Source organism: Curtobacterium sp. 458 (assembly GCF_030406605.1).
Taxonomy (GTDB): Bacteria; Actinomycetota; Actinomycetes; order Actinomycetales; family Microbacteriaceae; genus Curtobacterium.
Map to the genome: position 1 here is coordinate 2,668,443 of NZ_CP129104.1, position 12,677 is coordinate 2,681,119.

General features: G+C 71.7%; 12 protein-coding genes. 10 read left to right on the forward strand and 2 right to left on the reverse strand.

Annotation, left to right across the window (positions count from 1 at the left end; translation table 11 throughout):
• Window positions 1-4: 4 nt before the first annotated feature.
• Entirely contained in the window at window positions 5-1,087 is a 1,083-nt protein-coding gene (gene aroB, locus QPJ90_RS12990; protein WP_290134233.1) for a 3-dehydroquinate synthase, read from the forward strand.
• A gap of 25 nt (window positions 1,088-1,112) precedes the next feature.
• Here aroB and QPJ90_RS12995 read toward each other — a convergent pair whose 3' ends face one another.
• Both QPJ90_RS12995 and QPJ90_RS13000 read right to left on the reverse strand, forming a co-directional pair.
• Window positions 1,113-1,292 (reverse strand): hypothetical protein, encoded by a 180-nt coding sequence (locus tag QPJ90_RS12995; RefSeq protein ID WP_290131610.1) that lies wholly within the window; start codon window positions 1,290-1,292, stop codon window positions 1,113-1,115.
• On the reverse strand, window positions 1,292-1,615 hold the full coding sequence (locus tag QPJ90_RS13000; protein ID WP_290131611.1) for a hypothetical protein: 324 nt from the start codon (window positions 1,613-1,615) through the stop codon (window positions 1,292-1,294). The genes QPJ90_RS12995 and QPJ90_RS13000 overlap by 1 nt, the downstream gene beginning before the upstream one ends.
• A gap of 146 nt (window positions 1,616-1,761) precedes the next feature.
• Here QPJ90_RS13000 and QPJ90_RS13005 point away from each other — a divergent pair, with 146 nt between their 5' ends.
• From QPJ90_RS13005 to carB, 9 genes are all read left to right on the forward strand, one after another.
• Entirely contained in the window at window positions 1,762-3,450 is a 1,689-nt protein-coding gene (locus QPJ90_RS13005) for an AarF/UbiB family protein (protein ID WP_290131612.1), read from the forward strand.
• A 120-nt stretch (window positions 3,451-3,570) separates the two neighbouring features.
• Complete coding sequence (gene efp / locus QPJ90_RS13010) at window positions 3,571-4,134, forward strand: elongation factor P (RefSeq protein WP_290131613.1); 564 nt, start codon at window positions 3,571-3,573, stop codon at window positions 4,132-4,134.
• Between the two features lie 10 nt (window positions 4,135-4,144).
• Window positions 4,145-4,621, forward strand: coding sequence for a transcription antitermination factor NusB (gene nusB / locus QPJ90_RS13015; protein WP_290131614.1), 477 nt, complete (start codon window positions 4,145-4,147; stop codon window positions 4,619-4,621).
• A 57-nt stretch (window positions 4,622-4,678) separates the two neighbouring features.
• Complete coding sequence (gene pyrR, locus QPJ90_RS13020; protein ID WP_290131615.1) at window positions 4,679-5,269, forward strand: bifunctional pyr operon transcriptional regulator/uracil phosphoribosyltransferase PyrR; 591 nt, start codon at window positions 4,679-4,681, stop codon at window positions 5,267-5,269.
• On the forward strand, window positions 5,269-6,231 hold the full coding sequence (locus QPJ90_RS13025) for an aspartate carbamoyltransferase catalytic subunit (RefSeq protein WP_290131616.1): 963 nt from the start codon (window positions 5,269-5,271) through the stop codon (window positions 6,229-6,231). Before pyrR ends, QPJ90_RS13025 begins: the two co-directional genes overlap by 1 nt.
• Entirely contained in the window at window positions 6,228-7,607 is a 1,380-nt protein-coding gene (locus tag QPJ90_RS13030) for a dihydroorotase (RefSeq protein WP_290131617.1), read from the forward strand. The genes QPJ90_RS13025 and QPJ90_RS13030 overlap by 4 nt, the downstream gene beginning before the upstream one ends.
• Window positions 7,604-8,149: a hypothetical protein gene (locus tag QPJ90_RS13035; protein ID WP_290131618.1), complete on the forward strand. Its 546-nt coding sequence runs from the start codon at window positions 7,604-7,606 to the stop codon at window positions 8,147-8,149. The genes QPJ90_RS13030 and QPJ90_RS13035 overlap by 4 nt, the downstream gene beginning before the upstream one ends.
• The gene (gene carA / locus QPJ90_RS13040; protein ID WP_290131619.1) at window positions 8,149-9,348 is read left to right on the forward strand and encodes a glutamine-hydrolyzing carbamoyl-phosphate synthase small subunit; all 1,200 of its coding nucleotides are present in this window, start codon (window positions 8,149-8,151) and stop codon (window positions 9,346-9,348) included. Before QPJ90_RS13035 ends, carA begins: the two co-directional genes overlap by 1 nt.
• Entirely contained in the window at window positions 9,348-12,626 is a 3,279-nt protein-coding gene (carB, locus tag QPJ90_RS13045) for a carbamoyl-phosphate synthase large subunit (protein WP_290131620.1), read from the forward strand. The genes carA and carB overlap by 1 nt, the downstream gene beginning before the upstream one ends.
• Window positions 12,627-12,677 lie beyond the last annotated feature (51 nt).

The window sequence follows — 12,677 nt, forward strand, 5'->3', positions numbered from 1 at the left end:
CGTCCTGCCCGAGGGCACCACCGAGATCCGCGTCGGCGGCGATGACGGCTACGTCGTCGCGGTCGGCAACGGGCTGCTCGCCTCCGTGCCCGCGCTGCTCGGCTCCAGGGTCGCGAAGGTCCTCATCGTGCACGCGCCGACGCTCGGCGCACGCGCGAACGACCTCCGCGCGCTGCTCGTCGACGCCGGGATCGAGGCACTCATCGCCGAGGTCCCCGACGCCGAGGGCGCGAAGCGCGTCGAGGTCGCGGCGTTCTGCTGGCAGATCATGGGGCAGTCGGACTTCACGCGCACCGACGCCGTGATCGGGCTCGGCGGGGGAGCCGTCACCGACCTCGCCGGCTTCGTCGCCGCGACCTGGCTGCGCGGCGTGCCGTACATCGCGATCCCGACGAGCGTGCTCGGCATGGTCGACGCGAGTGTGGGTGGCAAGACGGGGATCAACACCAACGAGGGCAAGAACCTCGTCGGCGCGTTCTTCGCACCGCGTGCGGTCGTCGCCGACCTCGACCTCGTCCGCTCCCTCCCGCGCAACGAGATCCTCACCGGGTTCGCCGAGATCGTGAAGGCCGGGTTCATCGCCGTCCCGGAGATCCTCGACGTGATCGAGGCCGACGTCGCGCGCGTGACAGACCCGACCACGCCGGAGTTCCGCCGTGTCGTCGAGCTGGCGATCGAGCTCAAGGCGCAGGTGGTCTCGGACGACTTCACCGAGCAGGGTCGGCGGGAGATCCTCAACTACGGGCACACGCTCGGCCACGCCATCGAGCACGCCGAGCGGTACCAGTGGCGGCACGGCGCAGCGGTGGCGGTCGGCATGGTCTTCGCCGCCGAGCTCGCGCGGCTCACCGGGCACCTCGACGACGCGACGGTCGATCGGCACCGCTCGATCCTGGAGTCGCTCGAACTGCCCACCTCGTACGGCATCGGACGCTGGGAGGGCCTGCTCGCGACGATGCGCCGCGACAAGAAGGCGCGCGCGGGCATGCTGCGCTTCATCATCCTCGACGGGGTCGGCAAGCCGACGACGCTCGAGGGGCCGGAGGACCACCTGCTCTTCACTGCGTACCAGGAGGTCGGCGTCTAGCCGGACGGCGAGTGCGTGGGCGGACTCAGCGCAGGACGCGCCGGGTCCGCCGCCACCACCACTTCACCCGCATCGACACGGTGAGGACATTGGTGCGACGCCACTCCAGGTACTCCGGCACCGTGGCGCCGTTCTCGTACGCCCAGTACTCGTCGTCGTCACGATCGGGGTCCATCGCATCGGGCAGTGGCTTCAGGATGGGCATCAGCGATCCTCCGCGGGGTCGTCGGTCCGGTCAGGAGAGCCGTCGTCCCGAACAGGCGTGCGAGCCACCCGGCGCAGCGCTCGCGTCGCGAGTTCACGGTCTGGCCTGGACCACCACGCTACGTGCTCGAGTTGCCGGAGCACAGCGATCGAGATGTCGTACTCCGCCCGGGACTTGCGGTCGCCGATCGACCAGACGAACCTCCGCCAGGCGTGGTCGCGGTTCGCCACCCTGCGCGACTGGAACGCGCCGAACCAACTGACGACGGCGGCGCAGATCGCGGCGACCGCGGCGATGACCGCGCTGACGAGTGCTGTCTCCATGCCCCGATCCTCCGTCGCACGCGCCGGCCACGGACGCGACGCGAGCCGACCTGTGGAACGCGCGCCGTGCCTCCCGGCTGTGCAGGGACCGTCCTCGTACCCGCACCGCACCTGCCGGACCCAGGCCACGGGAGCACACTGGGTCGGTGCCCACCCCGCCCCGCCTGAGTGACCTCGGCCAGCAGGACGCGGACGTCGGCAGCCTGCGAACCCGCGGCCGCCGCTTCGCTGAGCTCCTGCGCATCGCCCGACGTCACCACCTCGTCCCGTTCCGCCGCCTCGACTTCTCCCGGGATCCGGGAACGAGCGACCTGCGGCGTGACCAGGCCGAACACCTGCGCCGAGCCCTCGAGGAGGCCGGCGGCGGGTTCGTGAAGATGGGGCAGCTGCTCTCCACCCGCGACGACCTGCTCCCGGACGAGTGGACCGAGGGGCTCGCCCACCTGCAGCGGAACGTGACGCCCGCGCCGGCCGGCCAGGTCGCCGAGCTCCTCGCGACGGAACTGCACGCACCCGTCGACGAGGTCTTCGCGTCGTTCGACCCGGAGCCCGTCGCCGCCGCGTCGATCGCGCAGGTCCACCGTGCGCGCCTGCACGACGGCACCGAGGTCGCGGTCAAGGTGCAACGGCCCGGCATCGACACCGCCGTCCGTCGCGACGTCGACATCGCGCTGCGGGTCGTGCGGTTCCTGGCGCGGACGAGCACGGAGGCGCGGCAGGTCGGCGTCGTCGACGTGGCGGCGCAGTACGCGGCGGACCTGGTGCGGCAGGTCGACTTCTCCTCCGAGGCCCGGAACCTCGCCGCGCTCCGCGCCGCGCAGGCCAGGAGTGCCCGTCCCGACGAGGTGTACCTCCCGGTGCCGTACCCGGAGCTGTCCGGTCGTCGCGTGCTCGTGATGGAGTTCCTCGAGGGCGACACGCTCAGCGCGCTGCGCGCCGAGCGGTCGGACCGCGACCTCGACGCGCCGATGCGCGCGATCCTCCGCGCGTTCCTGCGGCAGGTGGTCTTCGACGGCCTGTACCACGCGGACCTCCACCCGGGGAACGTCGTGCTCCTGCCCGACGGCCGGCCCGCGTTGATCGACTTCGGATCGGTCGGGAGGCTCGACCCCGGTCTCCGGGACACGGTCCAGGAACTGCTGGCCGGCTACCTCCAGGACGACACGGCCCGGATCGCCGACAACGTCCTGCGGATGGCTCCCGTGCGCGATGCCCGCGACGAGGTCGACTTCCGTCGGGACATCGCGCGCTTCGTCGCGGACGAGCTCGGTCCCGGTGCCCGCATCGGCGTGCAGACCGTGGACGACGCCGTGGAGGTCTTCGGGCGCTACCGGCTGAAGCCACCGCCGGACTTCGTGGCGGCGGCACGGGCGCTCGCGATCTTCGAGGGCACGCTCCGGACGCTGACGCCCTCGTTCGACCTCCTCGAGGAGTCGCGGGACCTCGCGAAGCAGCAGATCCGCGACCAGCTGCGGCCGTCGGCGCTGCGGGACGTCGCGGTGCGTGAGCTGTTCGGCGTCGTGTCCGCGGCGCGGAAGCTCCCACGTCGGGTCGATCGCATCACGGAGGCGCTCGAGTCCGGGCGGCTCTCGGTGAACATCCGGCTGTTCGGGGACCGGCAGGACCGCCGGCTCGTGACCGGGCTCATCCGGCGCATCCTGCTCGTGCTGCTCGGGTCGGGCGCCGGGATCCTGTCGATCGTGTACCTGACCCTGCCGGCCCGTCCGTCGGCGGTGCTCTCGACGGGAGCGGCGGGCGGGCTGCTCGGCGGGGCGACGGTCGTGCTGCTCGGGTGGGCGGCGATCGACGCGTGGCGGGCGCGGCGGCGGGACTGAGGCGGCCGGGGCGGACCCGTCCGCTACACTCGTCGGGGCGTCGCGCCGATCCGGCCAGCGACCGCCGCGCCGGGCCGAAGTGCCCGCGAGACCTTCACAACACCATCGAACGGAAGACCCATGGCGAGCACCACTGACATCAAGAACGGCGCCGTTCTCATCATCGACGGCCAGCTCTGGTCGGTCGTCGAGTTCCAGCACGTCAAGCCGGGCAAGGGCGGTGCGTTCGTCCGCACGAAGCTCAAGAACGTCGTCTCCGGCAAGGTCGTGGACCGCACGTTCAACGCGGGCGCCAAGATCGACACCGCGACCGTCGACCGCCGCGACTACCAGTACCTGTACCAGGACGGCGAGTCGTACGTGTTCATGGACACCGACACCTACGACCAGATCCCCGTCTCGGAGACCGTCGTCGGCGACGCGAAGAACTACCTCCTCGAGTCCGCCATGGTCACCATCGCGATGAACGAGGGCAACCCGCTGTACATCGAGCTCCCGACGTCGATCGTCACCGAGGTCGAGACCGAGCCGGGTCTCCAGGGCGACCGCTCGTCCGGTGGCACGAAGGACGCGACGATCATCGCGACCGGTCACCGCATCCAGGTCCCGCTGTACCTGGAGAGCGGCACCACCGTGAAGATCGACACGCGCGACGGCAGCTTCCTCGGCCGCGTCAACAACTAGGCGACGCCGTATGAGTGCTCGTTCGAAGGCCCGCAAGCGCGCCCTCGACATGCTGTACGTGGCGGAGGTCCGCGAGCTGCCGATCGCGGACGTCCTCGCGACGGAGACCGTCCGGCACCTCGACCAGCCCGAGCGCGCCTCGAGCTGGGACTACGCCCGGCAGATCGTCACGGGTGTGGACGAGGCCCGGCACGAGATCGACTCCGTGATCGTCGACCACGCCCAGGGCTGGTCGATCGCCCGGATGCCGGTGCTCGACCGCTGCATCCTCCGCATGGGCGTGTGGGAGCTCCGCTTCAACAGCGAGGTGCCCGACGCCGTCGCGATCGCCGAGGCCGTCGAGCTCGCGCAGTCCCTGTCCACCGAGGAGTCCGCGGGCTTCGTCAACGGTGTGCTCGGGGCGGTCGCCGGCGGTCGGGTCAGCGGGTCGAAGCAGCAGGATGCACCGTCCGGTCGGACGGTCGCAGGGGGCCAGGAGTCCCGGTAGGGTTGACCACGTCAGCGTCCTTTAAGTCCGTCCGGTGAGGCGGGGAAGGAGGTCGGCGTGGGTACCCGAACGGTCCTGCAGAACACCGACATCACGCGTGCCTTGACACGCATCGCGCACGAGATCCTCGAGGCCAACCACGGCGCCTCGGACCTCGTGCTCCTGGGCATCCCGACACGGGGTGCCGTCCTGGCGGAGCGCCTCGCCGCGATCCTGGCCGACATCGAGCCCGAGTGGGCGGCCGACCGCGAGCAGCGGCTCGGCACCCTCGACGTGACGATGCACCGTGACGACCTCGGCCACGGCATCGGGCGGGCGCCGCACCGGACGACGATCCCGACGAGCGGCATCGACGGCAAGGTCGTCGTGCTCGTCGACGACGTGCTCTACTCCGGCCGCACCGTCCGGGCCGCGCTCGACGCCCTGCAGGGCATCGGCCGGCCGCGCGCCGTCCGGCTCGCCGTGCTCGTCGACCGGGGCCACCGCGAGCTCCCGATCCGCGCGGACCACGTGGGCAAGAACCTGCCGACCGCCTCCGACGAGCGGGTCACGCTGCGGCTGACCGAGACGGACGGCGCGGACGAGGTCGTCATCGAGCAGAGCGAGCAGAGCGCGCAGAGCGGGACGCAGTCGGGCGGTGCTGTCTGATGCGCCACCTCCTCTCCACCGCCGACCTCTCCCGCGCCGAGGCCGTCCACATCCTCGACGTCGCCGAGGAGATGGCCGAGGTCAACACGCGCGAGGTCAAGCGGCTCCCAGCCCTCCGCGGCAAGACGGTCGTGAACCTCTTCTTCGAGGACTCCACCCGGACCCGCATCTCGTTCGAGGCGGCCGCCAAGCGTCTCTCCGCCGACGTCATCAACTTCGCGGCGAAGGGATCGAGCGTCTCGAAGGGCGAATCGCTCAAGGACACCGTCCAGACCCTCGGTGCGATGGGCATCGACGGCATCGTGATGCGCCACGGCGCGTCCGGCGCCCCGCGGGTGCTCGCGGACGCCGACTGGATCGACGTCCCGGTCGTCAACGCGGGCGACGGCACGCACGAGCACCCGACGCAGGCCCTGCTCGACGCCTTCACGATGCGCCGCCGCCTGCACGGTGCGGCGAGCCGGGGCCAGGGCCTCGACGGCGTCCGCGTCGCGATCGTCGGCGACGTCCTGCACAGCCGCGTGGCACGCAGCAACGCCTGGCTCCTCCGCACGCTCGGCGCCGAGGTCACGTTCGTCGCCCCGCCGACGCTGCTGCCCGCCGTGGACCGCCCGTTCGGCGCCGCGGTCCACCACGACCTCGACGTCGCCCTCGCCGAGGACCCGGACGTCGTGATGCTCCTCCGCATCCAGCAGGAGCGCATGCACGACGCCTTCTTCCCGAACGAGCGCGAGTACACGCGGCACTTCGGCCTCACGGCCGCTCGCGCCGCGGGTCTCCCCGAGCGCACGCTGATCATGCACCCCGGCCCGATGAACCGCGGCCTGGAGATCGCCGGCGTCGCCGCCGACGACCCGCGCTCGACGGTCGTCGAGCAGGTCGCCAACGGCGTGAGCGTGCGCATGGCCGTCCTCTACCTCGCCCTGACGGGCGACCACGACGCGAAGGAGTCCGTCGCATGACCGCCCACCTCATCCGCGGCGCGCAGCTGGTCGACGGCACGCGCGCCGACATCCGCCTGGAGGCACGGCGCATCACCGCGGTCGGGTCCGGTCTCGACACGGCCGGCGCCACGGTCGTCGACGCCGACGGGCTGATCGCCCTGCCCGGCCTCGTGGACCTGCACACCCACCTCCGCGAACCCGGCGGCGAGGAGTCCGAGACGGTCCGCACCGGCTCGCGCGCAGCGGCCGCCGGCGGGTTCACCGCCGTGAACGCGATGGCGAACTCGAACCCGGTGGCGGACACCGCCGGCGTGGTCGAGCAGGTGCAGGCGCTCGGGGACGACGCGGGCTACGTCACGGTCCGCCCGATCGGCGCGGTGTCGCAGGGCCTGCAGGGCACCCACCTCTCGGAGATCGGGGCGATGGCGACGAGCCGCGCGCGGGTCCGGGTGTTCTCGGACGACGGCTCCTGCGTGGCGGACCCGCTGCTCATGCGTCGGGCGCTCGAGTACGTCAAGGGCTTCGGCGGTGTCATCGCGCAGCACGCCCAGGAGCCGCGGCTCACGCTCGGCGCCCAGATGAACGAGGGTCGACTCTCGTCGGAGCTCGGCCTCGCGGGCTGGCCGGCCGTGGCAGAGGAGGCGATCATCGCTCGCGACGTCCTGCTCGCCGACCACGTCGGCGCACGCCTGCACGTCTGCCACGTCTCGACCGCGGGCAGCGTCGAGGTGATCCGGTGGGCGAAGTCCCGCGGGATCGACGTCACGGCCGAGGTCACGCCGCACCACCTGGTGCTGACCGAGGACCTCATCGCCGGCGTCGACGGCGCGCCGGGGTACGACGCCCGCTACAAGGTCAACCCGCCGCTCCGTGCCCGCGAGGACGTCGAGGCGCTCCGGGCCGCCCTCGCAGACGGCACGATCGACATCGTCGCCACCGACCACGCGCCGCACACCGCCGAGGCGAAGTGCTGCGAGTGGCCCGCCGCCGCGAACGGCATGGTCGGCCTCGAGTCCGCGCTGAGCGTCGTGCAGTCCGCCGTGGTCGACTCCGGGCAGCTCGCCTGGTCGGACGTCGCCCGCGTGCTCTCCGAGGCGCCGGCACGCATCGGCCAGGTCGAGGGCCACGGGCAGCGGATCGCCGAGGGCGCGCCGGCCGAGGTCACCCTCTACGACCCGAGCGCGTCGCGGGAGTTCGCCGTGACAGACCTCGCCGGCCAGTCGCAGAACTCGCCGTACCTCGGCATGCGGCTGCCCGGCCGGGTCGTCGCGACGTTCCACCACGGCTACCCGACCGTGCTCGACGGTGCGGTCGTCGACGACGAGACGGTCGCGGCGCGCGCAGCCGAGACGGTCGCGGCGCACGCCGCCGCGGCCCGGGAGGCGGCACGGTGAGCGGCGACGCCTCCCGGTGGCTCACCGGGGGAGTCATCCTCCTCCTGGTGGCCCTGCTGTTCCTCGCGATGGCGCGCACCTGGCGGACCCGGAGCCGCGCGCAGGCCGCAGCCGTGCCTCCCGTCCCGGTCCCGGCCGACCCGGGTCCGCAGGTCGGGTCGTGGGACGGCTTCACCGTCGCGACGACCCGCGCCGACCAGCCGCTGGAGCGCATCACCGCCGGCGGTCTCGGCTTCCGCAGCCGCGGGGGCGTGACCGTCCACGAGCACGGCGTGGTGCTGCACCACGCCGGGGCACCCGACCGCTGGGTCGCGACCGACGCCGTCCGTGGCGCCGACCGCGCCACGTGGGCCATCGACCGAGTGGTCGAGCCCGGGGGACTGGTCCGTCTGCGATGGACGGCGACCGGCGCCGCAGGTGCGACGGACCTCGACACCTACTTCCGGTTCCCGGAGGGCGACGCGGCAGCAGCACTCGCCGCCCTGCAGGGACCGACGACGAAGCACGAGCACCCGCATACCGCGGGCGAAGGGACGAACTGATGACACGCGAACGGGCCGTACTGGTCCTCGAGGACGGCACCCGCTACGAGGGACGGGCGTACGGCGCCCGAGGCCGGTCCCTGGGTGAGGTGGTCTTCGCGACCGGCATGACCGGGTACCAGGAGACGCTGACCGACCCGTCCTACGCCGGGCAGATCGTGGTGCAGACCGCGCCGCACATCGGCAACACGGGTGTGAACGACGAGGACCCCGAGTCCCGCCGCATCTGGGTGGCCGGGTACGTGGTCCGCGACCCCAGCCGGATCGTGTCGAACCACCGGGCGAACGCCACGCTGGACGACCACCTCGTCCGTGACGGCATCGTGGGCATCTCCGGGGTCGACACGCGGGCGCTCACCCGTCGGATCCGCGACGCGGGCGCGATGAAGGGCGGCGTGTTCAGCGGCCCCGAGGCGGACCTGTCGGCGGACGAGCAGCTCGCGGCCGTCCGCGACCAGGCCGCGATGACCGGTGCGAACTTCTCCGCGACGGTGTCCACGCCCGAGACCTACGTGGTCCCCGCGGTGGGCGAGCAGATCGGCCGGCTGGCCGTGCTCGACCTCGGCGTGAAGGCCTCGACCACCCGGTACCTCGCCGAGCGCGGGTTCGAGGTGCACGTCGTGCCGCAGGACATCACCGCCGAGGCGCTCGAAGCCCTGGCTCCCGACGCGTTGTTCTACTCGAACGGCCCCGGCGACCCGGCGGCGAGCGACGCCCAGGTGGAGCTCCTGCAGGACAGCCTGAAGACCGGTCGCCCGTTCTTCGGCATCTGCTTCGGCAACCAGCTGCTCGGCCGCGCGCTCGGCTTCGGCACGTACAAGCTGCCGTTCGGTCACCGCGGCATCAACCAGCCGGTGCTCGACACCACCACGGGCAAGGTCGAGATCACGAGCCAGAACCACGGCTTCGCGGTCGACGCGCCCCTCGGGGAGGTGATCGAGTCGCCCGCCGGGTTCGGCCGCGTCGAGGTCTCCCACTACTCCCTGAACGACCAGGTCGTCGAGGGCCTCCGCGCGCTCGACGTGCCCGCGTTCAGCGTGCAGTACCACCCCGAGGCGGCGGCCGGTCCGCACGACTCGATGTACCTGTTCGACCGGTTCGCGGACCTCGTCCGTGCCCGACGCGACGGCCGGCCGCTCGACGCGGCCACGGCCGACGCCACGACCCCCGCAGCCGACGTCACCAAGGAAGCCAACTGATGCCGAAGCGCGCAGACATCAACTCCGTCCTCGTCATCGGCTCCGGCCCGATCGTCATCGGGCAGGCCGCCGAGTTCGACTACTCGGGCACCCAGGCGTGCCGTGTCCTCCGCGCCGAGGGCGTCCGCGTCATCCTCGTCAACCCGAACCCGGCGACGATCATGACCGACCCCGACTTCGCCGACGCGACCTACATCGAGCCGATCACGAGCGCGTCGCTCGAGGAGATCATCAAGATCGAGCAGCCCGACGCGGTCCTGCCGACCCTCGGCGGCCAGACGGCGCTCAACGCGGCGATCAAGCTCGACGCCGAGGGGATCCTCGAGAAGTACGGCGTCGAGCTCATCGGCGCCAAGGTCGACGCGATCCAGCGCGGCGAGGACCGCCAGCTCTTCAAGGAGCTCGTGCTCGAGTCCGGCGCCGACGTCGCCCGCAGCCACATCGCGCACACCCTCGACGAGGCCAAGGAGTACGCGGCCGACCTCGGGTACCCGCTCGTCGTCCGCCCGTCCTTCACGATGGGTGGCCTCGGCTCGGGCTTCGCCTACAACGAGGAGGAGCTCGTCCGCTTCGTCGGTGACGGCCTCCAGTCCAGCCCGACCACCGAGGTGCTGCTCGAGGAGTCGATCCTCGGCTGGAAGGAGTACGAGCTCGAGCTCATGCGGGACAACTTCGACAACACGGTCGTCATCTGCTCGATCGAGAACGTCGACCCCGTCGGTGTCCACACGGGCGACTCGATCACGGTCGCCCCGGCCCTGACGCTGACGGACCGCGAGTACCAGAACATGCGGAACATCGGCATCGACATCATCCGCCGCGTGGGCGTCGACACCGGTGGCTGCAACATCCAGTTCGCGGTCGACCCGTCGAACGGCCGGATCATCGTCATCGAGATGAACCCCCGCGTGTCGCGCTCGTCGGCCCTGGCATCGAAGGCGACGGGCTTCCCGATCGCGAAGATCGCCGCGAAGCTCGCCATCGGGTACCGCCTCGACGAGATCCAGAACGACATCACGCGGGTGACGCCGGCGAGCTTCGAGCCGACGCTCGACTACGTCGTCGTGAAGACCCCGCGGTTCGCGTTCGAGAAGTTCCCGGCCGCCGACGCCACCCTCACCACGACGATGAAGAGCGTCGGCGAGGCGATGGCGATCGGCCGGAACTACGCCACGGCGCTGCAGAAGTCGCTCCGCTCGCTCGAGAAGCGCGGCTCGTCGTTCCACTGGGACACCCCGGCGGCCGAGCTCGACAAGGACGCGCTGCTGGAGAAGTCGAAGACCCCGACGGACGGCCGGATCGTCACGGTGCAGCAGGCGCTCGTCGCCGGCGCCACCGCGGACGAGGTCTTCGAGGCCACGAAGATCGACCCCTGGTTCATCGACCAGATCGTCCTCATCAACGAGGTCGCCGACGAGGTGCGCGCTGCGGAGACGCTCGACGCGGACACCCTGCGCTGGGCGAAGGAGCACGGCTTCAGCGACGCCCAGATCGCGAGCCTGCGGGGGATCTCCGAGCAGGAAGCGCGCGACGCCCGGCACGCGCTCGGCATCCGTCCGGTCTTCAAGACCGTCGACACCTGCGCCGGCGAGTTCCCGGCCCTCACGCCGTACCACTACTCGTCGTACGACACAGAGACCGAGGTCGTCGCGAGCGACCGCAAGAAGGTCGTCATCCTCGGCTCCGGTCCGAACCGCATCGGCCAGGGCGTGGAGTTCGACTACTCCTGCGTGCACGCGTCCTTCGCGCTGAGCGACGCCGGGTTCGAGACGATCATGATCAACTGCAACCCGGAGACCGTCTCCACCGACTACGACACGTCGGACCGCCTGTACTTCGAACCGCTGACCACCGAGGACGTCCTCGAGGTCATCGAGGCCGAGGCGGCGTCCGGCGAGCTCGTCGGCGTGGTCGTGCAGCTCGGCGGCCAGACGGCCCTCGGGCTCGCGAAGCCGCTCGAGGCAGCGGGGATCCCGATCCTCGGCACCTCGCCCGCGGCGATCGACTCCGCCGAGGAGCGCGGGCAGTTCTCGGCGATCCTCGACGAGGCGGGCCTCCTCGCGCCCCGCAACGGGACCGCGCACGACCTCGCGAGCGCGACCGCCGTGGCCGAGGAGATCGGCTACCCGGTCCTCGTCCGCCCGTCGTTCGTGCTCGGCGGTCGCGGCATGGAGATCGTCTACGACCCGACGGCCCTCGCCGACTACTTCGACCGGATGGCCGACCAGGCGATCATCGGCCCGGAGCTCCCGCTCCTGGTCGACCGCTTCCTCGACGACGCGGTGGAGATCGACGTCGACGCCCTCTTCGACGGGGAGCGCCTCTACATCGGCGGCATCATGGAGCACATCGAGGAGGCCGGCATCCACTCCGGCGACTCGGCGTGCACCCTGCCCCCGGTCGGACTCGGCAAGGCCGAGATCCGCGGCGTGGTCGAGGCGACCGAGCGGATCGCGCGCGGCATCGGCGTGCAGGGCCTGCTCAACGTCCAGTTCGCCATCGGCGCCGGCGTGCTCTACGTCCTCGAGGCGAACCCGCGCGCGAGCCGCACCGTGCCGTTCGTCTCCAAGGCGCTCGGCATCCCGCTCGCCAAGGCCGCGAGCCGCATCATGACGGGCACGAGCATCGACCAGCTCGTCACCGAGGGGCTCCTGCCCGAGCGTGACGGCTCGTCGGTGCCCGCGCAGGCCCCGGTCGCCGTCAAGGAGGCCGTGCTGCCCTTCCGCCGCTTCCGGACGCACGACGGCCAGGTCGTCGACTCGGTGCTCAGCCCCGAGATGCGCTCCACGGGCGAGGTCATGGGCATCGACCGCGACTTCCCGCGGGCGTTCCTCAAGTCGCAGGACGCCGCGTACGGAGGCCTGCCGACGAGCGGCACCGTCTTCGTGAGCGTCGCCGACACCGACAAGCGCCAGGTCGTCCTGCCGATCCACCGCCTCCAGCAGCTCGGCTTCACGATCACCGCGACCGAGGGCACCGCCGAGGTCCTCCGCCGCAACGGCATCGAGGTCACCCTCGTGGGCAAGTACAGCGAGGGCGGCGAGAGCGTCGTCGACCTGCTCGCCCGCGGCGAGGTCGACGTCGTCATCAACACGCCCTCCGGCGCGGCCGGGCGCGCGGACGGCTACGAGATCCGTGCGGCCACCGTCGCGGCGGACAAGCCGCTGTTCACGACGATCGCCCAGCTCGGCGCGGCGGTCGCCGCGATCGAGACGATCGGCACCGAGCACACGGTGCGCAGCCTGCAGGACTACGCGCTCGAGCGCGAGACCTGGTGACGGCCGGTCTCGTGGCTGCTGACACCCGGCCTGGGCCCACGCCGCCGGTTC